Genomic DNA, 24,945 nt, shown 5'->3' with positions numbered 1-24,945 from the left:
CAGGCTAGGATCATCGAGTTAGGTTAGCCTTACCTGATCCTTTCGGGGGTGCCTTCGCGTTGCGGCTCTACCTGACCGCGCTCAAGCCGACGGACTCGGTGACGTACGGCTTCCTGCCCGCGGCGCGGGCCCTCGGGTGCGAGGTCACCGTCCTGACCGACCGGCCGGAGCGGCATCCCGGCTCGGTGCGTTGCGACGTACGCGACCCGCGCGCCCTGATCGACGCGATCGAGCACCTGGGCCGGCCCGACGCGATCTTCTCCAACTCCGACCACCTCCAGGCGGAGACCGCCCTCGCGGCGTCGTACTTCGGACTTCCGGGGAAGGACTGGCGGGCCTGCCTGGCCGCCAAGAACAAGTTCCTGATGCGACGCGGGCTCGCGGCGGCCGGCGTCGAGACGGTGCGTTCGCTGCGGCTCGCGCCCGCCGATCCGGTGCCCGAGCGACTGCCCCGGCCCGTGGTGCTGAAACCCCGCGAGGGGGTGGCCAGCGAGGACGTCGTGCTGGTCGAGGACGACCTTCCCCGGGCCGTGGCCGCGGCCAGGCGGCGGCGTCCGGGCGAGACGCTGGTCGTGGAGGAGTACCTCGAAGGGCCGCTGCGGACCCTGGAGACCCTCGGCGACGGCGCCGCGACGCGGGTGCTGGGCGGCTTCGCCACCACGCTGGGCCCGCTGCCGCACTTCGTGGAGGAGCGGCTCGACTGGGCGCCCGCCGCCGACGCCCACGTGCTGGCCGCGCTGCGGGCCCTCGGGGCGGGCTTCGGCGCCTGCCACACCGAGTACGTCCTGACGCCCGACGGCCCGCGGATCGTCGAGGTGAACTACCGGGCGATCGGCGACCACTGCGACTTCCTGCTGGCCGACGTGCTGGGCGTGCCGCTGTTCGAGTGGATCCTGCGCACCCATCTCGGGGACCCGGCGCCCGAGCCGCCGTCGGCGTCCCGGCACGGCTGCGCGGTCAGCGTGGTCGCCGACCGGCCGGGCGTCGTCAAGGACGGGCCGCCGGAGGAGGACGTCGAGGACGGCGGCGTACGGCTGTGGCACCGGCCGCTGCGGGCTGTTGGGGACGTCATAGAGCTGACCCACACGAACCGGGACTACCTGGGCGTCATCCGGGCCGTGGGACCGGACCGGGCCCGCGTGGACGCCGCCGTCGAGCGGTACCGGGCGGCCCGGCCGTGGGTGGTCGGGTGAGGTCCCGGGAGGCGTACCTGGCCGCCCGGGTGCTGGACGCGCTGGTCCGCGAGGACTACGGCGGGCTGGCCGCCCGGCTCGACCGGACCAGGTCCGGGGCCGGGCTGCTGCTGGCCGACGGGCGGTGGGTCCGGATGGTCGCCGGGTCGCCGTTCCAGGACTTCGTGGTGGCGCCGGACGAGCGGCTGGGCCTGGAGCAGGTGCTGGAGACGCTCGTGGAGGTGTCCGACGCGGCCGACGCCGAAGGGGTGGCGGCCTTCTTCGACGAGTGCCTGACCGCCCTGTCCGCGCTGGAGCTGCACGACGCGCACGCCGAGGAGGTGCTGCGGCGCGGGCCGTCGTACGAGTCGCTGGCGGCCTTCGCCGACCATCCTCTCTACCCCACCTCGCGGGCCAGGATCGGCGCCTCGGACCGCGACCTGCTGGCGTACGCGCCGGAGTTCGCGCCCTCGTTCGCGCTGCGGTGGGCGGTCGTCCCCCACACGGCGGTCGTCCCCCACGCGGCCGCGGAGCTTCCCGCGGACGTGCCGCGGCCGGCGGGCCACGGCGTGCTGTTCCCGGTGCACCCGATGACCGTGGGCGAGGTGCGGAAGATCGACGGGGTCCGGGTGCTGGACGAGGAGGCGGTCACCGTACGGCCCACCCTGTCCATGCGGACCGTCGAGGTGGGGCCGCGTACGCACCTCAAGCTGCCGCTGCCGGTGAGCACGCTCGGCGTGCGCAACCGGCGCTCGATCAGGGCGGGCACCCTGGAGGACGGCGCGCGGGCCGAGCTGCTGCTGCGCCGGCTCGCCGATCCCGGCGTGCTGCTGGCCGACGAGCAGACCTACGCGCACGCGGGCCACGAGTACCTGGCGTGGATGGTCCGGCGGCTGCCGGAGGGCCGGATCGTCCCGGTCGCGGCGCTGGCGGCGCCCGGGGTGCTGGACGGCCTCGGCCCGGACGTGCTGCCCCGCTACCTGCGCCTGCTGCTGCGCTGGAACGTGCGGCTGTTCGTCCGGTACGGCGTCGCGCTGGAGGCCCACCAGCAGAACCTGGCCCTCGTCCTGCGGGACGGCGACCTGCGGCTGCTGGTCAAGGACAACGACGGCCTGCTGGCCTCGCCGTCGCGGCTGGCGGCCGCCGGGTTCGACGTGCCGGCCTTCTCCGACGGGCGCATGCTCACCGACGACCCGCACGCGCTGGCCGACGTGTTCGTCACGATCACGCTGCACCTGGCCGCCGCGGCGGTGGCGTTCGCCGTGCTGCCGCCGGCGCGGGCGGCGGCCCTGGTGCGCGGCACGCTGGCCGAGGCGCTCGACGAGCACGGCGACCACCCCATGGCCCGGCTGCTGCGCGCCAGGACGCTCGACGCGGCCAGGCTCACCGGCAAGTCCATGGTCACCGCCGGGACGCTCGTGGCCAAGGAACGGTCCGGGGCGCGGGACGTGAACAAGTTCTACGGCATCACCGGGCCCAACTACCTGAGGAGAGCGTGAATGGACGTCCTGGCCATCGGGGCGCCGGCCGAGGAGGCGACGCTGGCGGCCCTGCTGCGGTGCTGCGTGCGCGAGGTGGCCGGGCCCAGGGGGCTGGTCTGGCCGGCGCCGCCGTACGTGCTGCTGCGGGTGGCCGGGACGCTGCTGCGCGCCCGTACGCACGGCGGGGCCGCGCTGCGCCTCGACGGGCCACCGGAGCGCCTGGAGGGCGGCTCCTGGCAGCCGCTGACGGTCGCCGAGCTGGTCCGGCTGGCCGAAACCGACCTGGCCGACCTGGCCGACCGGCCGGACGAGCCCGCGCGCCCAGGCAGGGGAGCGGCGCACCTCGGCGTCGAGCCCAACGGCGAGTTCGCCGGCCAGGTGGCCGCCAGCAGGGACGCCATCGCGGCGATCCGGGCGGCCAGGGCGCGGGCCGAGCCGCCCGCCGATCCCTGGCTGGCCTCGGAGCAGGCGCTCGTGTACGGGCACCCGTTCCACCCCACCCCCAAGGCCCGCGACGGCGCGGACTGGCTGCGCTACGCCCCCGAGGCCCATGCCGCCTTCCCGCTGCGGCTGCTCGCGGTACGCGACGACGCGCTGGCCGAGGAGGGCGACCTGACGGCCCTGGACGCGCTCGGCCCGGCGCCCGCCGGACACCGGCTGCTGCCCGCCCATCCGTGGCAGCTCGCCCTGCTGCGTCCCGTTCTCGGCGCCGAGCTGGCCGATCTCGGGCCGGGGCCGCTCGCGGTGCCGACCTCGTCGGTGCGGACCGTGTACGTGCCGGACGCCGAGGTGTGCCTGAAGTTCTCCCTGGACGTGCGGATCACGAACTGCGTGCGCAAGAACGCCTGGTACGAGCTGGCCGGGGCGGTCGAGCTCACCTCCCGGCTGGCCCCGCTGATCGCCGAGGTCGCGGCCCGGCACCCGGCCGTCCGCTGGCTCCCCGAACCGGGCTACCGCACGGCACTCGGGCAGCGCGAGGGCCTGGGCGTGATCGTCCGGGCGAGCCCGTGGACGGCCTGCGACCCCGGCGTCACCCCGGTCCTCGCCGCCGCCCTCGCCCTGGACGCCGCCCCCGCCGACCCCCTGGCCTGGTGGACGGCGTACGTGTCGGCGGTCGCGCTGCCGGTCGTGGACCTGTACGTCAGCCACGGCGTCGTCCTGGAAGCCCACCTGCAGAACGTGCTCGTCGGCCTGGACGCCGCCGGCCGGCCCGTCCAGGCGATCTTCCGCGACCTGGAGGGCGTCAAGCTCGTCGCGGGCCGCCACGACCTGGGCGGGCTGCACCCGGCCGTGGCCGCCGCGCTCACCCACGACCCGGCGCGCGGCTGGGCCCGCGTCGTCTACTGCCTGTTCGTCAACCACCTCACCGAGATCGCCGCCACCCTGGCGGGCCCCGACGACGAATTGCTGCGCGCGTTGTGGCGGGCCGCCCGCGACCTGCTCGCCCGACAGGCCGCCGAGCTCGGGCAGCCGCTCCCGCTGCGCGATCTGCTGGCCGGGGCGCCGCTGCCCGCCAAGGCGAACCTGCGCGTGCGGTGGGCCAGGGCGGCCGACCGCGACGCCGGTTACGTCCCGATCGCGAACCCGCTCGCATGAGCGGCGTGCTGAAGCGCGAACCGGCCCCCGCGCTGGAGCGCGAGCCCGCGGACCGCGTGCTGGAGGCCGCCGCGCGGCTGCCGGCGTTGCCCGCCTACCTCTACGACCTGCCCGCGCTCGACGAGCACGCCGCGTCGGTGCGCGCGGCGCTGGGCGAGGTCGAGCTGTACTACGCGGTCAAGGCCAACCCCGACGCCGAGCTGCTGCGGGTGCTGGCCCGGCACGTGGACGGGTTCGAGGTGTCGTCGGCGGGCGAGCACGCGCACGTCTCCGCGCTGCTCCCGGGCGCGCGGCTGGCGCTCGGCGGGCCCGGCAAGACCGACGCCGAGCTGCGCCTGCCGCACCACCGCCTGCACGTGGAGTCGCCGTACGAGCTGCGCCGCCTGCTCGCGACCGGGCTGGAGGCGGACGTGCTGCTGCGGGCCAACCCGGACCTGCCGGTCGAGGGGGCCGCGCTCACGATGGACGGCCCCTTCGGCATGGACGAGGCGGGGCTGGCCGAGTGCCTGCCGCTGTTCACCCGCCGCGTACGGCTGCGCGGCCTGCACGCCCACCTGGCCAGCGGCCTGGACGCCGCCCAGCTGCTCCGGCTGGCGGGGGCCCTGCTGAGGACCGGGCACCGGGAGGTCAACCTGGGCGGGGGCATGGCGGTGTCGTACACGTCGGGCGAACGCTTCGACTGGGCGGCCTACGGCGCGGGCCTGGCCGCGCTGCGGGCCGGGCGGCGGCTGCGGGTCGAGCCGGGCAGGTCGCTCACCGCCTACTGCGGCCACTACGTCACCGAGGTCGTGGACGTGAAGCGGGTGCGCGGCCGGGCGTACGCGATCGTGCTGGGCGGGACGCACCACCTGCGCACGCCGGTGACCAAGGGCCACGACCAGCCGTTCACGGTCCTGCCCACCGGCGGCGGGCCGGGGGTCGCCGGAGAGCCCGTGACGTTCGCGGGCCAGCTGTGCACCCCCAAGGACGTCTTCGCCCGGAACGTGGTGACCTCGGTGCGGGCAGGGGACCGGGTGGTGTTCGGCATGGCCGGCGCCTATGCCTGGAACATCTCCCACCACGACTTCCTCATGCACCCCCGCCCCGCCTTCCACCACCTAGGACTCTGACGCCGGCACCGCCTCGACGAGCGCGACCAGCCCGTCGGCGTCGAGCAGGTCGACCGGCCGCACGGTCTTGTTGGCCCGGACGTAGTGGAAGGCCGCGCTCACCTTCTCCAGCGGCACCCCGGCCAGGTGCGACCAGGCCAGCCGGTACGCGGCGAGCTGCACCGAGGCCGTGCGGGCCGCCTTCCCCCTGGGCGGGACGCCGGTCTTCCAGTCGACCACCTCGTAGCCGCCGTCGGGCAGCTCGAAGACGGCGTCCATCCGCCCGCGCACCAGCCGGTCGGCGATCATGGTCTCGAACGGCACCTCCAGGTCGACCGGCCGCCGGTCGGCCCACTCGCTCTCCTCGAACCGCTCCTGCAGCTCGGCCAGCCGCACGTCGGCCTCCTCCAGCTCCTCCAGCGGGTCGAGGTCGAAGTCGTCGATCAGCCGCTGCTGGTCCCACCGGCTCTCCAGCCACTTGTGGAACGACGTGCCCCGGCGGGCCAGCGGCGCGGGCTTGCGCGGCACCGGACGGCGGATCCTGCGGGCCAGCTCGGCCGGGTCGGTGGCCAGCGTGACCAGCGACGACACGGTCAGCTTGGCCGGCAGCTCGACGACGGTCGCCGGTCTGCGCCGGTTCAGCTCGCGCTCGCGCAGCAGCAGGTCGGTGTCGCGCTCCCAGGCGCGCAGGCGCTCCTCCTCGAACGGGCGCAGCGGCTCGTCGTCCTCGTCGGCCAGGTTGCCGGCCAGGGCGTCCTCGACCAGCCGGGCGCCGTCGAGCACCGACTCGTAGCGCAGGCCCTCGGGGGTGACCGGCCAGACGGCCTCGGCCGGCTCGGCGAGCAGCGGGTTCGTCGCGCCCTCGGCGAGGTCGCCGGCCCAGTAGGACACCCGGTCGGCCGTGTCGCGGATCTCCAGCAGGAACTCCGACGGCTCCAGCGGCTTGGTGGCGCTGCCCCAGCGGTAGCCGGAGGCGATGAGGTGGTAGTGGGCCCGGGTGACGGCGACGTACGCCAGCCGCCGCTCCTCCATCAGGTCGCGCTCCCGGCACTGCTCGTCGAAGGCGGCCAGCTCCTCCTTGCTCAGCCCGCCCAGCCGGGGCAGGTCGGCGGCGTCGCCGCGCAGCGGGTAGGGCAGCTTGCGCGGATTGTCGGTCCAGCGGCTGTTCATCACCGGCGTGGCCGGGAACACGCTGCCCGTCGCGATCGTGCCCTTCGAGCTGAGCAGCTGCGACAGGCCGGGCACGACCACGATCGGCCACTCCAGCCCCTTGGAGGCGTGCACGGTCATCAGCTTGACGCTGTTGCTCTCGCCGACCCGGCCCGCCTCCAGCCCGAATTCCTCGCTCTCGGCGGCCTGCAGGTAGGCCAGGAACGCGCCCAGCGTCGGGTCCTCGGCGTCGCCGGCGAACCTGGCGGCCGCGTCGATGAAGGCGTCGAGGTCGGCCCGCGCGGCGAACGCGCCGGCCGTGCCGCTGCGGGCGGCCACCTCGATGTCCAGGCCGAGCCGGCGTTCGATCTCGGTGACCAGGTCGGGCAGCGGCTGGGCGGTGTGGCCGCGCAGGTTGCGCAGCTCCTGGGCGAGCGCGACCAGCCGGGTGCGGGCCAGCGGCGAGAACGACTCCAGCCACTCGGGCCGGTCGGGCAGCTCGTCGAGCGCGTCGACCAGGCTGCCGCGCTCCTCGGCCAGGTCGGCGACCACCTGGTCGAGCGGGTCGTCGGCGCGGTGGCTCTCGCTCAGCTCGCGGGCCAGCTCCCTGGCGTGCTCCCCCAGCACCCGCAGGTCGGCCGGCCCGACCCGCCAGCGCGGCCCGGCCAGCAGCCTGGCCAGCGCGTCGCCGGCGGTGGCGTCGTAGAGCACGCGCAGGGTCGCCACGATGTCGCTGACCTCGGGCACGGTCAGCAGGCCGCCCAGCCCGACCACCTCGACCGGGATGTCGCGGTCCTCCAGCGCCTTGCGCAGCGCGGGGAACTGCGAGCGTTTGCGGGCCAGGATCGCGACGTCCTGGGGCTGGACGGCGAGCGTCTTCTTGCGTTCCTTCTCGCCCCAGGGCAGGCCGTCAGGGGCGGTCTCCTGGCCGAGGATCCTGGCCACGCCGTCGGCGATCCACTTCGCCTCGTCCTCGGCGGTCTCGTGGAAGGCGCAGGTGACGCGGCCCCGGTCGACCCGGTTGGGCCCCGGCACCAGCACGGGCACCTCGCGGGCCTCCATGCGCAGCGGTAGCTGGACGCGGGCGGCGACGTCGAGCACCCGGTCGCCGTTGCGGAAGCTGACGCTGAGCTGGCGGACCGGCGCCTCCTCGCCGGCGCGGGTGCGGAAGTCGCGGGGGAAGCGGCGCAGGTTGCCCGCCGAGGCGCCGCGCCAGCCGTAGATGGACTGGCAGGGGTCGCCGACGGCGGTGACCGGATGGCCGCCGCCGTAGAGCGAGCGCAGCAGGACGAGCTGGGCGTGGCTGGTGTCCTGGTATTCGTCGAGCAGGACCACGGAGTAGCGGGACCGTTCGATCTCGCCCACTTCCTTGTGGTTGGCGGCGATCCGGGCGGCCAGTGACATCTGGTCGCCGTAGTCGATGACCTCGCGGCGGCGCTTGAGCCGTTCGTACGCCTCCACCAGCGGCAGCAGCTGCTCCCTGGCCGCGTGCACGCCGACCGGCTTGCGCTGCGCCACGGTCGTGCGGCCGGGCAGCGCGGCCAGCCGGGCCTCCAGCCACTCCCCCACCCGCCGCACGTCGGCGGGCGCGCGCAGGTGCTCCGACAGCTCGCCGGCGAGTTCCAGCAGGGCGGCGGTGACCGAGGGCGGGCCCAGCTCGATCTTGTCCATCGGCCCGTCGTACAGGGCCACCACGCGCGAGGCGAGCTGCCACGACACCGCCGGGGTGACCAGGCGCATGGTGGGTTCGAGCGCCTCGCGCAGGGCGTGGTCGGTGACCAGGCGGGCGGCGTAGGCGTGGTAGGTGGAGACGGTCGGCTCGTTGTCGAGCGCGCCGGGCGCGACCAGGCCCGCCTCGGCGAGCCCGGCCAGGCGTTCCCTGACCCGGACGGCCAGCTCGGCCGCGGCCTTGCGGGTGAACGTCAGCCCCAGCACGTTCTCCGGTTTGACCAGGCCGTTGGCCACCAGCCAGACCACCCGTCCGGCCATCGTCTCGCTCTTGCCCGAGCCCGCGCCCGCCATGACGACCATCGGTTCGAGCGGCGCCTCGATGACCGCGGCCTGCTCGCTCGTCGGCGGCAGGATGCCGAGCTTGTCGGCCAGTTCGACCGGGTTCAGCACACCTGGCCCCCGTTGTCGTTGACCGGGCAGCTCGCCCGCGCCGCGCACGTGCGGCAGCCGTCGTTCACCTTGGCCTGGAAGAACGGGCCCGACATGCCCGTGGCGACGGTGTCGACCAGGTCGGCGGCCCAGCCGGGGTTCTTGTCGTCGGCCAGCGCGCCCTGCCGCTGCTCGGTGGCGGCGTTCTTGCCGGCCGCCTTGCCGAGCTGGACCAGCGCGGCGCCGCCGGGCTCGGTCATGCCGTGCCGGGCGAACGCGCCGAGCAGCGCGGCGAGCTGGTAGACGCCGAGCTGCGGATGGCGGTCGAGCTCGCCCGCCCTGGGCTTGGAGCCGCCGGTCTTCAGGTCGATGATCACCGCGCGGCCGTCGTCGTCGCGCTCGACCCGGTCGACCCGGCCCTTGATCTGCACGCCCTCGGAGACCGTGGCGACGAACGACTCCTCGATGGCGACCAGCTCGCGCGGGTTGTCCTTCTGCCAGCGCAGGAACTTGCCGATCATCTGCTCGGCGACCTGGCGCTGCTTGCGGTTGTACCAGACGCCGCCGAAGTCGAGCTCGTTCCAGACCTGGTCGAGCCGGTCGCCCAGGGCGTCCTCGCCGGGCAGGTCGGTGGCGGCCAGCATGGCCAGCGCGTGGATGACGTTGCCGAGGCCCTGGGCGGTGCTGGTGCCCGCGGCTCCGACCGCCGTCTCCAGGAGCCAGCGCAGGCCGCACTTGGTGAAGCTCTCGACCGCGGACGGGGAGATGTTGACGATGTTGTCCGGCCAGCTCAGCGGGCGGTCGTCGGTGATGGGGGTGAGGGCGTACCAGTCGTTGGGGTGGGCGCCCTGGACCCCGGCGGCGGCCAGGCGGGCGAGCTGCCGCGCGGCGCGCTGCCGGACCTTGGCCGGTTTGGTGGGGTCGGTCACCGCGCTGCGGAGGTCGGCCACCAGCGCCGACATGGTCAGCCAGCGCGCCCGGTCGTCGACCGTGGCCGACTCGACCTCGCCCGGCATCAGCTCCGACAGGAACCGGGAGGGCCGCTCGTCGGTGTCCTCGCCGCCGACCGCCGTGACCACCAGCCGCCGCCTGGCCCGCGTGGCCGCGACGTAGAACAGCCGCCGCTCCTCGGCCAGCAGCTTGGAGGCCAGGGACGCGGCGCTCGGCTCGGCGCCCTCGACCACCTCCACCAGGTCGTCGGCGCCCAGCAACGACCCGCGCAGCCGCAGGTCGGGCCAGACCCCCTCCTGGACGCCCGCCACGACCACGATGTCCCATTCCAGGCCCTTGGAGCGGTGGGCCGTCAGCACCCGCACGGCGTCGCCGTCGGGCGCGCGGTCGGCCAGCGTGTCGCCCGGGATCTCCTGGGCGGCCAGGTTGTCGAGGAACACCTCCGGGCCCGCCTTGGGCATGCGGTCGACGAACTTGGCGGCGTGGTCGAACAGCGCCACCACCGCGTCGAGGTCGCGGTCGGCCTGCGCGCCGCGGGAGCCGCCGGACAGGCTCTGCTCGGTCCAGCGCCCGCCCAGGCCGCTGGCGTGCCACACGGCCCACAGGAGGTCTTCGGCGGTGCCCTCCTGCGCGGCGGCCTCGCGGGCGGCGGCGAGCAGCTTGGCGACGCGTTCGGCGGGGAGGGCGACGTGCGGCTCGACGCGGGTGAGCTCGCGGGCGTCCTGGATCGCCGCCACCAGCAGCTCGCCGGACGACCGCGCCCCGGCCTTCCCGGCGACCGGCTCCTCCTCCGCGACCGGCTCCTCCCCGGGGGCCGGGCCCTCCTCCGCGACCGGATCCTCCCCGGAGGCCGGCCCCTCCTCCGCGACCGGATCCTTCTCGGCGGCCGGCTTCTCCGCGAGGGGTTCCTCCGCGGCCGGCTTCTCCTCCGCGGCCGGCTTCTCCTCGGCGGCGGGCTCCTTCTCGGTGGCCGGCTTCTCCTCGGCGGCGCGCTCCTTCTGGGTGGCCGGCCTCTCCTCGGCCGCGAGCGCCTCGTTCTCGGCTATCTTGAGCGCCCGGCGCAGGCGGCGTACGCCGATCATGTCCGTGCCGCCGAGCGGGCCGGTCAGCAGCTCCTCGGCCACCCCCTCGTCGAGCTGCGCCGGATCGAGCGCCACCCGCAACATCGTGAGCAGCGGCCGCACGCCCGGCTCCTGGGCGATCGGCACCTCGTCGCCGGCGATCATCGTCGGCACCCCGGCGTTGACCAGCGCCCGCCGCAGCAGCGGCACCTGGCGCTTGGCCGAACGCACCAGCACCGCCATGCGGTGCCAGGGCACCCCCTCGATCAGGTGCGCCCGCCGCAGCGTGTCGGCGACGATCGCGGCCTCCTGGCTGGTGCTGTCGGCCAGCAGGACGCGCACGTCGCCGGGCTCGGCGCCGGCCGCCGGGACCAGGTCGCGGTGGCCGTGCCGCTGGTCGTGGTCGGGGGCCGGGGCGATCGGCAGGCGGGCGGCGACCCGGCGCGAGGCCTCCAGCAGGTCGGCCCCGCTCCTGCGGCACACGCGCAGCGCCACCACCGGCGCCTCGCGCCCGTCGAGCGTCCTGAACCGCTCGGGGAACTTCATGATCCCCTGGACGTCGGCGCCCCGGAACCCGTAGATCGACTGGTCGGGGTCGCCCACCGCGACGAGGTCGCGCCCGTCGCCGGCGAGCTGGTCGAGCAGGTACTCCTGGGCCGGGTCGGTGTCCTGGTACTCGTCGACGAACACCACGTCGTGGGCGGCCCGCTCGCGCTCGCGCACCTCGGGCCGGGTCAGCAGCGCCGAGGCGGCCCCGATCAGCTCGGCGTAGTCGTAGGTCTCCTCGGGGTCGAGGTCGAACCGGTCCTGGTAGCGCTCGTAGAACCGGCCGGTGGCGATCCAGTCGCTCCTGCCGTGCAGCCGGCCGAGCGCGACCAGCCGCTCGCCGTCGAGGCCGCGCTCGGCGGCCCTGGACAGGAAGTCGCGCACCTCCTCGGCGAAGCCGCGGGTCTTGAGCGCCTCGCGCAGCGACGGCGGCCAGTCGAGCGCGCCGTTCTCCAGCTCGCCGTGGAGCAGCCGGCGGATCTCCAGAAGCTGCTCGGGGCCGGTCAGCAGGCGCGGCGGCGCCTTGCCCTCCAGCACGGACTCGCGGCGCAGGAGCGCGTAGGCGTAGGAGTGGAAGGTCAGCGCCAGGGGCGAGCGGGTGGTGCGCCGCAGCCGGCCGGTGACGCGCTGGCGCAGCTCCTCGGCGGCCTTGCGGCTGAAGGTGAGGATGAGCACCCGTTCGGGGTCGGCGCCGCGCCGTTCGATGCGCTCGACCACGCTCTCGACGATCGTCGTCGTCTTGCCCGTGCCGGGCCCCGCGAGGACGAGGAGCGGGCCGCTCCGGTGCTCGACCACGGCACGCTGGTGTTCATCCAGCACAGGAGGCTCGACAGGGCCTCCGCTGCCACGCCGCACCAACCGCCAGGTCTGACCACTCACAGCACTAGATTCCACCAGACCACACGGACAGATCGTGCCGACTTGCCCGCTCTCCCGCGCGATCCGCCTACGGTATCGAGGCAAATATCCGAATATCGTGCGACACGCCGAGGCCATGGTTTCGCCCTGGGCGTCGCGCTGCCTGCGGCGATGCGACGATCCGCACGATTGCCCCACACACGCAGCGTTGTCTCTTGTAACGTTGGGTTGATACCCGCGCCTTCGCTAGGGGGTTGGTCACATGCGCTGGCAGGTCCACTCCGAGACGTCGCTCTACGCCGACCAGTGGCTGGACATCCGGATCGCGGATGTGGAGCTGCCCGACGGGCGGCACCTCGATCACCGCCTGGTCCGCACCGCGCCGGCCGCGGGCGCGGTCGTCACCGACGACGCGGACCGGGTGTTGCTGATCTGGCGCCACCGCTTCATCACCGACAGCTGGGGCTGGGAGGTCCCGCTCGGCCAGGTCGACGAGGGCGAGATGCCGATGGCCGCGGCCGCCCGCGAGGTCGAGGAGGAGACCGGCTGGCGTCCGGGGCCGCTGCGCCCGCTGCTGTCGGTCCAGCCCACCAACGGCTTCACCGACAGCCTCAACCACATCTACCGGGCCGACGCGGCCACCCACATCGGCCCGCCCAGCGACCCGTGGGAGGCCGAGCGCATCGAGTGGGTGCACCTGTCGAGCGTCCGGCGCCTGATCGAGGCCGGCGAGATCGTGTGCGCCACCACCCTGTCGGCGCTGCTCCTCCTGCTCGTCGAGCGCCTTCCGGCCGCGCCGCGCCCTCTCGGTCACGCCCCCGGCAAGCCCTTCATGCTCTCGGACCTGCCGATCGACCTGTGAGGCCGCGCCCTCAGGAGAACAGGTGGTCGACCACGCGGGCCGTCGCCTTGCCGTCGTCCTTGGGCGCGTACGTGGCCCGGAAGGCCTCGTAGCGGTCGGCGTACGCGGCGGCCACCTCGTCGATGGAGCGCAGCGCGTCGATCACCTCGGCCGACGTCGGCAGCACCGGGCCGGGCGCCTGCTCGGGCAGGTCGAGGTAGAGCCCCCGCTTGGAGGAGTACTTCGCCAGGTCGTAGCCATAGAAGACGATGGGCCGGCCGGTGGCGGCGAAGTCGAACATGACCGAGGAGTAGTCGGTCACGAGGACGTCGGTGACCAGCAGCAGATCCGCCATGTCCGGATAAGTCGTGACGTCGTGGGCGATGTCGGGGACGGCGGGCATGGCCTGCATCGGATGGGCGCGTACCAGGATCTCGTGGTCGGCGCCCAGGGCCTCGCGGGCCTTGGCCAGGTCGAGCTTGACCATGGCGTTCTTGCGGTCGTAGTCGCGCCACGTCGGCGCGTAGAGCACCACCCGCTTGCCCTCGGCCAGCCCGAGCCGCTCGCGGACCGCGGCGGCCCTGACCTCGCGCTCGGCCGAGTTGAGCACGTCGTTCCTGGGCAGGCCGCTCTCCAGGATCTCGCCCTTGTAGCCGAAGGCCCGGCGCAGCACCGTGGTGGCCCACGGCGACTGCGACAGCAGCAGGTCCCAGCCGCGCACCTCGGCCGCCTGCCGGTACCAGATCGGCGGACGGGGGTCGCGGGCCATGTGCGGCTGGTCGTTGCCGATGCGCTTGGCCGGGGTGCCGTGCCAGGTCTGCAGCACGACCTGGTCCTCGCGGGCGCGGAACCAGGCGGGCAGGAACGAGTTGGTGACGATGTGGCTGGAGCGGGCCAGCGCGGCGTGGTGCTCGCGGCTGCCCGCCCGGACCGCCCGCGCGCCGCCCGGCGGCACGAACGCGGCGTCCTTGACGATCCAGATGTGCTCGCGGTCGTCGCCCCTGCGCAGCCGCTCCTCGTAGATGGCGCGCACGCTGTCGGCGTAGAGCCGGCCGTCGTTGACGACGTAGACGGTCGCGTCGTGCAGCGGCTCGGTGCGCTGGGCCGGGTAGAAGACGCGGCGCAGCACGTGGGTGCCGGCCACGCCCCGCTCGTCGTTGGGACGCCCCTCCTCGACCGTGATCACCGGCACGTCGAACCGGGTGGAGATCATCCGGTACGCCCGGCCGTCGACCGTACGCGGATCCTCGTCGAGCCCCGGCAGGGCGGCGTGGTCCATCCGGAACGGCACGATCTCGCCCGACGGATGCCGGAAGGACATGTTCCAGGTGCCCGAGGCCAGCGGCACGGACTCGCCGAAGCGGTCCATGGACGAGGGCGTCACCCGGACGGAGAAGTCGTCGCCCGACCGCTCCATGGGCAGCGAGTAGGACAGCCCCGACCGGTGGCGCAACGTCAGCACCCGGGGGCCGGGCGCGTCGGGGTAGTCGCCGCGCAGGACCAGCGTGGAGCCCTCCCAGACGGCGGAGGTGATCACCGGGCGGATGCGGTGGGCGGAGACCACGACGCGGTCGCGCCGGTCGCCGAGCACGGTGATCTCCCGGTCGCCCACCGGAGTGCGCGTCTCGACCAGGTCGGCGAGCATGACGGAGGCCGCCGGGTCGCCCTTGGGCTCGACCCACAGCCGCCGGCCGTCCTTCTCCTGGAGCAGCGCGGGCACGGCGAGCCCGATCGACACCTCGGTGCCGCCGCCGGACGGCGTGAAGTCGGCGGCGATGCGGTGGCCGCCCAGCCTGGCGTGGCCCTTGGTCACGCTGCGGCCGGGCAGGAAGATCTTGAGGTCGAGGCGTTCGTCCTGGACGGACACGCCGGTGAGCTCGGCCCTGTTGGGCTGGAGCACGACCTGCAGCGCGCGGTCGGACGTCCAGACCGGACGCACCCACCAGCCGGGCTTCAGCTTGAGGCCGGCAGGACGCTCGGGCCGGCCGATGGCCGAGCCGCGCAGCAGGCCGGTCGCCCGCGCGCCACGGCTCCAGAAGACGATCTCGGCCCGCCACGTCGTCGCGTCGGGCACCCCCGGACGGTGGCGCAACCGCCGCCGCACGGCGTGCACCATGCCGCGCACGGCCCCGCGCCAGCGCAGCGGCCACGGGCTCAGCTCGGCGGTGAAGCCGGACCAGTCGTAGTTGCAGCCGGGCTCGCGCGCGCCGTGGGTGGCCTCGGGGGCGAGCACCCGCTTGGTGCGCATGCGGATCGGCGGCAGCCAGCGCGGCCCGCGCAGCACCACGGTCGCCCAGTTGAACCTGCGGCTGCGCACCGACAGCCCGGCCAGGTAGGCGAAGCCGGTGACGCGCAGCCTGCCGTCGACCCACACGATGTCGTCGATGTGGGTCACCGGCACCATGTCGGCGCGGCGCAGCCGGTAGAGGCCGGGCGGCAGCTCGTCGCGGAAGGGCAGGTCGGCGTACCAGCTCAGGCCCTTGCGGATGCGCTTGGACGGCTCGGCCGCCGCGGTGACGACCTTGACCAGCGTCTCGCCGTCGACCAGCTCGTCGTCGGGACGGTGCTCGATCAGGTGGCAGATGACGCGGCGGGCGACGGGCAGGTCGCGCTTGACCTCCGCGGCCACGCCGGCCAGGTAGGGGCGGATCAGGGTGAGCAGCTCGCGGCGCCGGGCCGGGCCGCGCTTGACCGCGAGGTCGATGCGCGACCCCAGAGGCCCGCTGAGCACCTCGGTGTCGAACGCCGCGTCGCGGCCGCCGGGCCCGACGGCACGCATGACCGCCTCAAGAGGCTCGCCACGATCACAGAGATCCTGGACGACCTTGAGGCGGTCGGCGAGCGTGTCGCCGCTGTGGCGCTGGGCTGTGACGCCGGTGGCCATCGTGGAGGCACCGCCTTTCGGGCCTGTCAGTGTTCAGCCCATGGTAATGGGAGTCACATGTCACAGAATCGCCTCAACAGCGAAACCGCAGGTCAGGACCCTTACTGAAAATCGGCTGAACGCCCGTCCCAGCGCGCCCTGCTCATGTCCACCCGTTCGCCGCGCAGCGGGGTGCCCTCCTCGCGCCAGTGGGCCAGGCATCGTCGCAGGTGGTCGGGGGCGGCGCCGCTGCCGTCGGCGTGCACCACCCGCCACCACGGGACGCCGCCGCCCCAGGTGGACATCACCTTGCCCACCTGGCGGGGGCCGCCCTCGCCCAGGTATTCGGCGATGTCGCCGTAGGCCATGACCTTGCCGGGCGGGATGCGTTCGACCAGGTCGAGCACCCGCTCGGCGAAGGGGTTCAGGGGGTCCATGCGGCCGGGCCCGCGTCGATGATCTCGTCGAACTTGCCGATCTCCATCACCGTGCCGCCGGACAGGACCTCGATCACGCCGTCGCGCAGCGCGTAGAGCTCGCCGTCCTCGCCCACCAGGCGGGCGCCGAGTGCGGCCGACAGCCGCAGGAGCTGGGCCACCTGCCAGTCGGAGCCGGGCTCGCCCACGACCTGGCCCTGCCAGCGCGCCACCGCGTGCCGGCCGCCGTCGTGGCCGGCCACGATCTCCTCAGATCCGCGCAGCTCGAAACCGGCCGGCGCGATGGCCTTCGCGAGCTCCGCGAAGGCGAGTGGCGACTCGCGCACCACCCGCAGCTCGTATCCCATGACGCGCGACCATAGCGGATCTTTACCGTCCACGCGGGCGAAGTACGAGCGGTTCATCACTCCTTGCGCTGATTGAGAACGATGATCGCCCCGCAGAACGTCACCAGCGCGACCAGCACACCCCCTCCGTACAGCCACAACCGCCACGGATCGGCCCCCGGACGGGTCGGCACCGGGGAGTCCTCGCCCCGGCCGAAGTGCTCCTTTCCGGGCGTGGTCACGCTGCGCCGCTGACCGGCCAGGCGCTCGGCGGCGTTGAGCGCGGCCCCGGCGTCCACCACGCCGAACCCGGTGTTGTCGTCGTAGCCCGCGGCCGGACGGCCCCGCGCGCTGGAGGCCAGCGCCTGGGCCACCTGCTCGGGCGGCAGGCCGGGGAAGCGCGACTTGATCAGCGCGGCCACGCCGGCCACGAGCGCGGCGGCCGAGCTGGTGCCGTCGGACAGCTCGTACCCGCTGGGACGCTTGACCACGGGCACCTGCACGCCGGGCGCGCCGACGAGGACCGACAGGTTGTCGCTGCTGAACGTGGCCTTCCTGCCCTGCTTGTCGGTCGCGCCGACGCCGATCACGCCCGAGTAGCCGGCCGGGAAACTCCAGAACGAGGTGCCCTTCTCCTTGGCGTAGGGCGTCTGGCCGTCGTTGCCGACGGCGGCCACCAGCACCACGCCCTTGCTCAGCGCGTACGACACCGCCTCCCGCTCGGACCTGACCGGCCCGTAGGAGCCGATCGACATGCTGACGACCTGGGCGCCGTGGTTGGCGGCGTAGCGCAGGGCGCGGGCCAGGGAGCTCTCGGGCGACTGGAGGTCCGTGGGCGGCAGCAGGTCGAAGGCCGGCTCGTCGTCGGTGGCCAGGGGCAGCGACAGGATGCGCGCCGCGGGCGCGACGCCGATCAGCCCGCCGCCCGCGCCGGAACCGGCGATCAGCGCGGCCATGGCGGTGCCGTGCCGCCCCGGGCTGACCTCGCGGGCCACCGTGCCCGAGCTCATGTCCGGACCTATCGTGACGCGGCCCTTCAGCTCCTTGATCCCGGTGTCCACCGCGCTGTCCACGACGGCGACCGTGACGCCCTCGCCCTTGGTCACGTTCCACGCCTGCTCGACGTTGAGCGCGTCCAGCACCCATTGCTGCTGGTCCCTGACCGGGGCGGCCGTGGGCCCGACGAGGACGAGCAACGTGGCCGCGAGCGCGCGTACGGCGGTCAGCACACGTTCCCCTGGGTGCACGGCGGGACCTTGGGCGGGTCCGCCAGGAAGTAGGCGATCTGGTTGCCGACCGACTTGGCCGCCGGCCACAGCTCGCTGTGCAGGATCTCCTCCGGGGGGATGGCGGCCCTGGTGCGCCCGTCGGCGTACCCGGCGGTGGAGAAGACGATGTACGGCCCGGCGCCCACCCAGCCGGTGCGCTGGCGCTGCTCGGCGCCGAAACGTTCGGTCACGGTGCCGGGGAAGGCCACGGGCAGCACGCCCACCCGGTCGTCCTGGCCCAGCTGCTCGCCCGCCGACACCCTGGACTCCTCGTCCTTCAGCACGGCCACGCCGACGGTGATGACGAAGGTGGAGGTCTGGTCGACGTACGTGGCGCGCAGCAGCGTGACGCACCCGTGGCTGTCGAGGACCCCGGCGACGGAGGCGTCCACGCCCTTGCCGCACTCGGTCTCGGGGGCGATGCCGACCCGCCTGGCGTACTGCTGGGCGCGGTCGAGGCCGAGGTACTTGACCTCCTCGGGGAAGACGCCCGTGGCCGGCCACGCCTGCCAGCGCCGGGCGATCTCCTCCTGCTTGTACTGGTTCTGCTCGGCCGGGGTCAGCGGGCGCGAGCGCGTCTCGTTGAGCAGCCCGATCGTGCCCAGCAGCACCACGAGGGCCGACACGGCCACGACCGCGCCGACCAGCACGACGAAGATGCGCCGAAAGCGCACGCCCTGCTGGAGGGCCGCCAGCTCGGCGCGTTCCCTGGCCGCGGTGCGCGTGCGGGAGTTCGCCGCCGGCCAGGCGCGCACGCGTGAGCGGCGGCCGGTCGACGCCCCGAGCGGGTTGCTGCGTCCCGATGTGGCCTCGCCGGCGCGCGGTAGCCCTGAGGTCGACCTACGTGCCTTCACCACCCTGGCCTCGTTCCCGCGTTCGGTCGGTGTCTCTTTCGTCCCCGTTAGCAGGCGGATCATGCGTCGTGTGTGCCGTGGTCCCGTCGTACGCGTCTGACCAGGAAGAAGATGACCGCCAGCGAGGCCAGCGCCCCGCCGGCGGCGACGGTGGCGACGGCCGCGTAGATCGTCACGCGCCGGTGGTCCCTCGTGGTGACCCTGATGGGCCCGGCCGGGCCGCCCGCCAGGGGCCGGGCGGGGTCCTGGGCCTGCGGGCCGGTCGCGGTCTCGGTGTGGGTGGCCAGGCGGGCGGCCTCGGCCAGAGCCCTGCGGGCGTTGACGACGCCGAAGCCGGTGCCGGTGTCGTAGCCGCCGGGCGGGCGGTCGTCGGCGCTGTCGGCGAGCGCCTGGACGACCAACGGCGGCGACATCCGCGGATATCTCGCCTTGATGAGGGCGGCGACGCCCGAGACGAGCGCGGTCGCCTGCGAGGTGCCCCGGCCGACCCAGTACTCGTCGCCCGGCCCCGCGCCCATGATGTCCACGCCCGGCGCGGCCACCAGCACCGAGGAGTTCCAGTTGGAGAACGTGGCCCGCCGCAGCCGCCGGTCGGTCGCCCCCACCGACACCACGCCGGGGAAGGACGCCGGGTAGGAGTAGGGCGCGAAGTCGCCGGCGGTCTTCCTGTCGCCGTCGTTGCCGGCCGCGGCCACCAGCACGACGCCCCTGGAGATGGCGTACCGGATGGCCGCCCGTTCCTCCCGGGTCGCGAGCTCCTTGGAGATCGACATGTTGACGACGTCCGCGCCCTGGTCGACCGCGTAGCGGATGCCTCTGGCCACGACGTCCTCGAAGCGCTCGGCCGAGTTGAAGGCGCCGAACCCCGGCTCCTCGTCCTCCAGGATGACCCGTACCGACAGGACGCCCGCCTCGGGCGCGACGCCGATGACGCCCTTCCTGCCGCCCGGCCCGTGGCCGTGCCCGGCGATCAGGGAGGCCATGTACGTGCCGTGCAGCCGCGGCGGCGTGACGCCCGGCGGGTTGGCGCCCGCGGTGAAGTCGCGGCCCACGGTCACCGAGCCGGCCAGGTCGCGGTGGGCCGGATCGACCCCGGAGTCGAGCACGGCCACCGTGACCCCCGAGCCCTTGGTGACGCGCCAGGCCGCGGGCAGGTCGAGCGTCTGGATCACGGCCCGCTGGCCGTGGCGCACGTCGTCGTCGGCGTGGGCGGGCAGGGCTGCCGGAAGAATGGCGAGAAGGATCGCGGGGGCGGCGGACAGCGCCTTCGCGGCGCGCCGGCTCAGCACCGCCACCCCTCGGCCGCGCAGTCGGGCATGCGGGGCGTGCTGAGGTCGAGCAGCACGCGTTCGGACAGCTCGGCGGCGAAGGCGAAGATCGCCGGACGGGACTCGCCGGACGTGGTCGCGGGCCGCCCGTCCACCTGGCCCGCCGTGGTCAGCACGACGTACGGCCCCGCCTGGCGCACCGAACCGGCCTGCCGCATGGAAGGGGTGAAGCGTTCGGCGACCGTGCCCGTGAAGCTCAGCGGCCGCAGCCCCGGCACGGGCTTGCCGTTGTCGGCGAACGCGCTCCTGGCCCGGACCGCGCGTGCCTCATCGGGCAGCGCCACCACGCCCACGGTGACGAGCACGCCGCGCAGCGCGTCGATGTAGGTGGCCCGCAGCACGCCCCTGCATCCCGCCTCGCGCAACGTCCTGACCGCCTTCGCGTCGACGGACCCGGCGCCGCAGCCGGTGTGCGGCGAGATGCCGATGCGCTCGGCCCGCTCCTGCCCGCCCTGCTCGGCCGCGTACGGCAGAGCCGCGGGGAAGACGCGCCCGGCGGGCCAGGCGCGCCAGCGTTCGGCGACCTCGCGCGTGGCGGCGGCGCGCAGCTCGGCCGCGCTCGGGCCGCGGGTCAGCTCGGTGCCCGCCGCGCTCCCGGCCACCCCGGCGGCCACCGCGCAGACCAGGGTCAGCGCGGAGGACACCACCAGGGTGGGCCAGGGGCGGGCGTGGTTCACGACACCGACCTTAAGCGCCTCGGCGGGAGGTTCCCCGGAAAACGCCTCAGTAGCTGGGCAGGCTGGGGTCGACCGTCTTGACCCAGCTCAGCACCCCGCCGCCGACGTGCACCGCGTCGGCGAAGCCCGCGTTCTTGACGATCGCGAGGGCCTCGGCCGAGCGCGCGCCCGACTTGCAGTGGAGCACGATGCGCTTGTCCTGGGGCAGCTTCTCCAGGGCCGAGCCGTTGAGGAACTCGCCCTTGGGGATCAGCGTGGCGCCCGGGATGGAGACGATCTCGTACTCGTTGGGCTCGCGGACGTCGACCACGTAGATGTTGTCGCCCTTGTCCATCATGGACTTGAGCTCCTGCGCGGTGATCGTGGAGCCGCTGGCGGCCTGCGCGGCCTCGTCGGAGATCGCGCCGCAGAACGCCTCGTAGTCCTCCAGCAGCTCGGTGACCGTCGGGTTCTTGCCGCACAGCACGCACTCGGGGTCCTTGCGGACCTTGACGTCCCGGTACTTCATCTCCAGGGCGTCGTAGATCATCAGCCGGCCGACGAGCGGGTCGCCGATGCCCGTCAGCAGCTTGATGGCCTCGTTGACCTGGATCGAGCCGATCGACGCGCACAGCACGCCGAGCACGCCGCCCTCGGCGCACGACGGCACCATGCCGGGAGGCGGGGGCTCGGGGTAGAGGCAGCGGTAGCAGGGGCCGTGCTCGGCCCAGAACACGCTGGCCTGGCCGTCGAAGCGGTAGATCGAGCCCCAGACGTACGGCTTGCCGAGCAGCACCGCGGCGTCGTTCACCATGTAGCGGGTGGCGAAGTTGTCCGTGCCGTCGACGATGAGGTCGTAGCCGGAGAAGATCTCCATGACGTTCTCGGTGGTCAGGGCCGCGTTGTGGACGACGACCTCGACCAGGGGGTTGATCTCGCGGACCGACGCCGCGGCGCTCTCGGCCTTCAGCCTGCCCACGTCGGACTGGCCGTGGATGATCTGGCGCTGCAGGTTGGACTCATCGACGACGTCGAAGTCGATGATGCCGAGGGTGCCGACGCCCGCCGCGGCCAGGTACATCAGGGCGGGCGAGCCCAGGCCGCCGGCGCCCACGCACAGCACCTTGGCGTTCTTCAGCCGCTTCTGCCCGGCCATCCCGACATCGGGGATGATCAGGTGGCGCGAGTAGCGGCGCACTTCGTCTACGGTCAGCTCTGTGGCCGGCTCGACCAGCGGTGGCAACGACACGTTCTACGCTCCCGTTTCAGGGGGTCACATCTCTAGCTGAAACCTACTCGGCGAGTGGGGCATTCCCCAATCTCGTCTCACCGATCAGACGGCGCGCCTCCGCCGCCACCACGCGGGGCATCTCCATCATCGCCACGTGCCCCGCCGTCGGCAGCAGCACGAGCCTGACCTGCCGGAACGTACGGGCCGCCTTCGCCGCCATGGCCGGGCGCACCAGGCGGTCGTGCCGGCCGTGGACGATGAGCGTCGGGGCCTCCACCTTGGCCGCCTGGCGCCACAGGTTGTCCTCGCCCCGCCGGAAGTACTCGGCCACGATGCCCCGCGCCGAGCCGATCATGGCCTCCCCCGCGTACGGGACGTCGTCGCGCCGGCGCTGCTCCTCCACGGCGTCGGCCAGGCGTACCGGGTGGACGGCGTTCATGTTCGCCCAGACCATGGCGAAGGAGGCGTTGATGCGCTGCTCGGCGGGGAGCAGGCGCAGCTTGTCGGCGAACCACTCGCCCACCCTCGGGACGGCGGCGGCGGCCACGCGGACCGGGCCGTACCGGGGAAGCAGGTCGGGCAGGGCGGGCGAGACGAGGGTGAGCGAGCGGACCAGGTCGGGCCTGGTCGCGGCGACGCGCACCGCCACCGCGCCGCCCAGCGAGTTGCCGAACAGGTGGGCCGGGCCGGTGTGCTCCATCAGCCCGATCACCGCCGCGGCGTGGCCGGCCACCGTGTAGTCGCCGTCCGGCGGCGCCGGGGAGAAGCCCGCGCCGGGCAGGTCGAGGGCGTGGCCGGTGACGGTGTCCTTGAGCTCGTCCATGAGGTCGGTCCAGTTGGTGGCCGAACCCGCCAGCCCGTGGACGAACACGGCCTGCTCGGCCGGGCCGCCGTCGGGGGTGGATCGCACGTGCACCGGGCCGATCATGCGTCCCGGCCAGTGAGGGACCGGCTCCACCGCTGTCATACGTCCTCCTTGTCGCTCTTCCACGATAACCAGCGCGCTCAGGCCGGGTCTGCATTCCGTACAGACGCCACCTTCGCCGACCTATCAGAGCAGCAGTGGACATACGGGGCGCACAGGGGGGCGCACCGGCGGGCGGACATGGGACAGGCCCGACATTTCCGCTCATAGATGTCTAATGGATCTCTTGGCGGCTTAAGTGTGCGGCAAAAGCTGTCTGTCCCCGTTTACCAGGTTCGATACGGGTAACCATGAGGAACGGATACAGTGCGCAACCTACCGGACACTCCTGGTTAGCGGCCGGAAAGTCGTGGTCACTGGAAATCCATCGGGAAGGCGTAACGGCATTTCCCGAACGATCCCGACGACAGCATCGTCCAGCATTTCTCAGCCTGGCGCACAGGTGTGCCGGCGAGCATTTCCTGCGAGCCGTAAATACCCGCATGGCCGCCGCCTTCCGGCGCATACGGCCATGCCGTCATTTCCCGAGAAAAGCACGGCCGACGCTGTCGGAACCCGATGTGATGGGCACTCCGTCATATGTACATAATCGGACATATCATGGCATTTCATTCGATAGAGCTGTAATGCAAGCAATAAGATTGCTAATGCATAGCAAAATAGGGCCACTCCTGTTTGCTGTAGCTCTGTCTCGGAAATGACATTTCACGGATGGCTCATCAGCTAGTCGTTCAAGACCTGGTTCCCGGCCTCTCGGGAACGTCGAGAACGGGGCAACCAATCCTTTAGGGGGAAAACGCAATGCCCAAGCTCAAAAGTGTTATCGCAGGTCTGGCCGTCAGCACCGCGCTGACCGGCGGCGTGGTCAGCCTGGGCGCGACGACCACCGCCAACGCCAGCACCGCCAACAACGTCACCAGCCCGACGACCCTCAGCTGGGGCGATGGGGACGGCCACGGCTGGTGGCACCGTCGCCACCACCGCTGCAACCGCAACCGCCACGGCTGGGGCGGCGGCTGGGGCGGCGGCGGCTGGGGCTGGGGCGGCGGCTGGGGTGGCGGCTGGCGCCGGCACCACCGCGGCGGCGGCGTCTGCGTCAAGATCTTCAACGAGAACACGAACGACAACACCGAGACGAGGACCAGCAACGAGCTGCGCGAGGACCGCCGGGCGCGCGGCGACCGCGACGACTGATCGCGGGGGAATGGTGCCCGTAATCCATGGATGGTCGCTCTTCACGGCGAAGTGAATCCGACCGGCGAGTACTGGGCTCTCAGGAAGTGACCGCACCCGGACCTTGCGGTCCTGCCTGAGAATCCATTCTCCTCTGTCACCGCGGCAATTCCCGGTGAGGGCTCCACTGGCATTCTGCCAGTGGGGCCCTCACTGCGTTCCACCGGCATTCCGCCGGTGGGCCCTCACTGCATTCCACTGGCATTCTGCCGGTGGAGCCTTCACCGCGTTCTCCCTTGAATGCGGGATCCCTCTTCCCCTGACACCGGACCCATGACCCCTGACAGCCCGAAATGTCAGATTATGCACCATGATGCTCCATAGTGTCGGACAAGAGAGGACAATGTCCGTTTGTGGGGCATTCGGACGGATATATCCCTGGCATGGATGTTCGCTAGCGAGCATCCACGCCGCTCCGCAGAAATTCAGAAGGCTCGGATTACGCGGAGCGTCGAGTACGGGGCAATCAATCCTTTTAGGGGGAAACACAATGCCCAAGCTCAAAAGTGTTATCGCAGGGCTCGCCATGGGCACCGCGCTGACCGGCGGTGTGGTCAGCGCGGGCGCGGCGACCACCGTCACCGGCGCGAACGCCGCCAGCGTCACCGGCTCGGCCACCGCGGCCACCCTGGCCGGCTGCTTCCGGGAGGTCCGGTGCGGCTGGGGCGGCTGGGGCCGCAGCTGGGGCAACCGCTGGGGCGGCGGCTGCCACCGCCGCTGCGGCGGCGGCTGGGGCTGGGCCCGCGGCGGCTGGGGCTGGGGTCGCGGCGGCGGCTGGGGCTGGCGGCGTAACAACGCACCCCGGGTCCGCGTCGTCATCCACAACTCCAACCACAACAGCAACCACAACAACACCAACGTGCAGCGGCACGACGAGCGCGAGCACCACGACGACTAGGCTGCGGCCTCACCCGGGGAAGGCCCGCCCAGCGAGAGCCTGCCTGAGGAGTGAGACCACGCCGACGTAGAGGAGTGCCCGCA

Annotated in this window: 19 protein-coding genes; 7 read left to right on the top strand and 12 right to left on the bottom strand. The window is 73.2% G+C overall.

Annotation, left to right across the window (positions count from 1 at the left end):
* The first annotated feature begins 59 nt into the window (after window positions 1–59).
* Genes ACFYYW_RS27155 through ACFYYW_RS27140 form a run of 4 tightly spaced genes read left to right on the top strand, consistent with a single transcriptional unit; the run spans window position 60 to window position 5,358 of the window.
* Window positions 60–1,193, top strand: a complete 1,134-nt coding sequence (locus ACFYYW_RS27155) for a siderophore biosynthesis protein (protein WP_387652549.1) — start codon at window positions 60–62, stop codon at window positions 1,191–1,193.
* Window positions 1,190–2,671: an IucA/IucC family protein gene (locus tag ACFYYW_RS27150; protein ID WP_387652547.1), complete on the top strand. Its 1,482-nt coding sequence runs from the start codon at window positions 1,190–1,192 to the stop codon at window positions 2,669–2,671. Before ACFYYW_RS27155 ends, ACFYYW_RS27150 begins: the two co-directional genes overlap by 4 nt.
* On the top strand, window positions 2,672–4,249 hold the full coding sequence (locus ACFYYW_RS27145; RefSeq protein WP_387652545.1) for an IucA/IucC family protein: 1,578 nt from the start codon (window positions 2,672–2,674) through the stop codon (window positions 4,247–4,249).
* Window positions 4,246–5,358 (top strand): type III PLP-dependent enzyme, encoded by a 1,113-nt coding sequence (locus tag ACFYYW_RS27140; protein ID WP_387652543.1) that lies wholly within the window; start codon window positions 4,246–4,248, stop codon window positions 5,356–5,358. The genes ACFYYW_RS27145 and ACFYYW_RS27140 overlap by 4 nt, the downstream gene beginning before the upstream one ends.
* Here ACFYYW_RS27140 and ACFYYW_RS27135 read toward each other — a convergent pair.
* Together ACFYYW_RS27135 and ACFYYW_RS27130 are read right to left on the bottom strand one after the other, a co-directional pair.
* The gene (locus ACFYYW_RS27135) at window positions 5,347–8,607 is read right to left on the bottom strand and encodes an ATP-dependent helicase (RefSeq protein ID WP_387652541.1); all 3,261 of its coding nucleotides are present in this window, start codon (window positions 8,605–8,607) and stop codon (window positions 5,347–5,349) included. The genes ACFYYW_RS27140 and ACFYYW_RS27135 overlap by 12 nt on opposite strands.
* The gene (locus ACFYYW_RS27130; protein ID WP_387652539.1) at window positions 8,601–11,963 is read right to left on the bottom strand and encodes an ATP-dependent helicase; all 3,363 of its coding nucleotides are present in this window, start codon (window positions 11,961–11,963) and stop codon (window positions 8,601–8,603) included. Before ACFYYW_RS27130 ends, ACFYYW_RS27135 begins: the two co-directional genes overlap by 7 nt.
* A gap of 301 nt (window positions 11,964–12,264) precedes the next feature.
* Here ACFYYW_RS27130 and ACFYYW_RS27125 point away from each other — a divergent pair, with 301 nt between their 5' ends.
* Window positions 12,265–12,864 carry an NUDIX domain-containing protein gene (locus tag ACFYYW_RS27125; RefSeq protein ID WP_352319294.1) on the top strand — a complete coding sequence of 200 codons (600 nt, stop codon included), beginning with the start codon at window positions 12,265–12,267 and terminating at the stop codon, window positions 12,862–12,864.
* Window positions 12,865–12,874: 10 nt separating this feature from the next.
* On the opposite strand, the gene ACFYYW_RS27120 is transcribed toward ACFYYW_RS27125, so the two are convergent.
* The 10 genes from ACFYYW_RS27120 to ACFYYW_RS27075 all read right to left on the bottom strand — a co-directional run bounded on the left by ACFYYW_RS27120 (window position 12,875) and on the right by ACFYYW_RS27075 (window position 23,252).
* The gene (locus tag ACFYYW_RS27120; RefSeq protein ID WP_387652537.1) at window positions 12,875–15,727 is read right to left on the bottom strand and encodes a CDP-glycerol glycerophosphotransferase family protein; all 2,853 of its coding nucleotides are present in this window, start codon (window positions 15,725–15,727) and stop codon (window positions 12,875–12,877) included.
* Between the two features lie 101 nt (window positions 15,728–15,828).
* Entirely contained in the window at window positions 15,829–16,143 is a 315-nt protein-coding gene (locus tag ACFYYW_RS27115) for an MGMT family protein (protein ID WP_352319290.1), read from the bottom strand.
* The gene (locus tag ACFYYW_RS27110) at window positions 16,131–16,490 is read right to left on the bottom strand and encodes a hypothetical protein (RefSeq protein ID WP_352319288.1); all 360 of its coding nucleotides are present in this window, start codon (window positions 16,488–16,490) and stop codon (window positions 16,131–16,133) included. The genes ACFYYW_RS27115 and ACFYYW_RS27110 overlap by 13 nt, the downstream gene beginning before the upstream one ends.
* A 56-nt stretch (window positions 16,491–16,546) precedes the next feature.
* Entirely contained in the window at window positions 16,547–17,716 is a 1,170-nt protein-coding gene (locus ACFYYW_RS27105) for a S8 family serine peptidase (RefSeq protein ID WP_387652534.1), read from the bottom strand.
* Window positions 17,692–18,492 (bottom strand): hypothetical protein, encoded by an 801-nt coding sequence (locus ACFYYW_RS27100; RefSeq protein ID WP_352319285.1) that lies wholly within the window; start codon window positions 18,490–18,492, stop codon window positions 17,692–17,694. The genes ACFYYW_RS27105 and ACFYYW_RS27100 overlap by 25 nt, the downstream gene beginning before the upstream one ends.
* 158 nt (window positions 18,493–18,650) lie before the next feature.
* Window positions 18,651–19,880 carry a S8 family serine peptidase gene (locus ACFYYW_RS27095; protein ID WP_387652532.1) on the bottom strand — a complete coding sequence of 410 codons (1,230 nt, stop codon included), beginning with the start codon at window positions 19,878–19,880 and terminating at the stop codon, window positions 18,651–18,653.
* Entirely contained in the window at window positions 19,874–20,596 is a 723-nt protein-coding gene (locus ACFYYW_RS27090) for a hypothetical protein (protein ID WP_352319281.1), read from the bottom strand. The genes ACFYYW_RS27095 and ACFYYW_RS27090 overlap by 7 nt, the downstream gene beginning before the upstream one ends.
* A gap of 46 nt (window positions 20,597–20,642) precedes the next feature.
* The gene (gene moeZ / locus ACFYYW_RS27085) at window positions 20,643–21,824 is read right to left on the bottom strand and encodes an adenylyltransferase/sulfurtransferase MoeZ (RefSeq protein ID WP_352319280.1); all 1,182 of its coding nucleotides are present in this window, start codon (window positions 21,822–21,824) and stop codon (window positions 20,643–20,645) included.
* Window positions 21,825–21,867: 43 nt separating this feature from the next.
* A complete protein-coding gene (locus ACFYYW_RS27080; RefSeq protein WP_352319278.1) occupies window positions 21,868–22,773 on the bottom strand; it encodes an alpha/beta hydrolase in 906 nt (301 codons plus the stop codon).
* Between the two features lie 311 nt (window positions 22,774–23,084).
* A complete protein-coding gene (locus ACFYYW_RS27075) occupies window positions 23,085–23,252 on the bottom strand; it encodes a hypothetical protein (RefSeq protein ID WP_387652529.1) in 168 nt (55 codons plus the stop codon).
* Window positions 23,253–23,532: 280 nt separating this feature from the next.
* Here ACFYYW_RS27075 and ACFYYW_RS27070 point away from each other — a divergent pair, with 280 nt between their 5' ends.
* On the top strand, window positions 23,533–23,925 hold the full coding sequence (locus ACFYYW_RS27070; protein ID WP_387652527.1) for a hypothetical protein: 393 nt from the start codon (window positions 23,533–23,535) through the stop codon (window positions 23,923–23,925).
* Window positions 23,926–24,454: 529 nt separating this feature from the next.
* A complete protein-coding gene (locus ACFYYW_RS27065) occupies window positions 24,455–24,862 on the top strand; it encodes a hypothetical protein (protein WP_352319273.1) in 408 nt (135 codons plus the stop codon).
* The last annotated feature ends 83 nt before the right edge of the window (window positions 24,863–24,945 follow it).

Source organism: Nonomuraea sp. NPDC001831, from assembly GCF_042892035.1.
Classification (GTDB): domain Bacteria; phylum Actinomycetota; class Actinomycetes; order Streptosporangiales; family Streptosporangiaceae; genus Nonomuraea.
Note: the sequence above shows the minus strand (reverse complement) of the source record. Positions and strands in the feature narration are given on the sequence as shown.

What these genes read in the sequence shown, in the direction of transcription:
- ACFYYW_RS27070 (WP_387652527.1), top strand. Translation starts at nt 23,533, where the DNA reads ATGCCCAAGCTCAAAAGTGTTATCGCAGGTCTGGCCGTCAGCACCGCG.
- ACFYYW_RS27145 (WP_387652545.1), top strand. Translation starts at nt 2,672, where the DNA reads ATGGACGTCCTGGCCATCGGGGCGCCGGCCGAGGAGGCGACGCTGGCG.
- ACFYYW_RS27125 (WP_352319294.1), top strand. Translation starts at nt 12,265, where the DNA reads ATGCGCTGGCAGGTCCACTCCGAGACGTCGCTCTACGCCGACCAGTGG.
- ACFYYW_RS27080 (WP_352319278.1), bottom strand. Translation starts at nt 22,773, where the DNA reads ATGACAGCGGTGGAGCCGGTCCCTCACTGGCCGGGACGCATGATCGGC.
- ACFYYW_RS27140 (WP_387652543.1), top strand. Translation starts at nt 4,246, where the DNA reads ATGAGCGGCGTGCTGAAGCGCGAACCGGCCCCCGCGCTGGAGCGCGAG.
- ACFYYW_RS27075 (WP_387652529.1), bottom strand. Translation starts at nt 23,252, where the DNA reads ATGACGGCATGGCCGTATGCGCCGGAAGGCGGCGGCCATGCGGGTATT.
- ACFYYW_RS27120 (WP_387652537.1), bottom strand. Translation starts at nt 15,727, where the DNA reads ATGGCCACCGGCGTCACAGCCCAGCGCCACAGCGGCGACACGCTCGCC.
- ACFYYW_RS27065 (WP_352319273.1), top strand. Translation starts at nt 24,455, where the DNA reads ATGCCCAAGCTCAAAAGTGTTATCGCAGGGCTCGCCATGGGCACCGCG.
- ACFYYW_RS27110 (WP_352319288.1), bottom strand. Translation starts at nt 16,490, where the DNA reads ATGGGATACGAGCTGCGGGTGGTGCGCGAGTCGCCACTCGCCTTCGCG.
- ACFYYW_RS27115 (WP_352319290.1), bottom strand. Translation starts at nt 16,143, where the DNA reads ATGGACCCCCTGAACCCCTTCGCCGAGCGGGTGCTCGACCTGGTCGAA.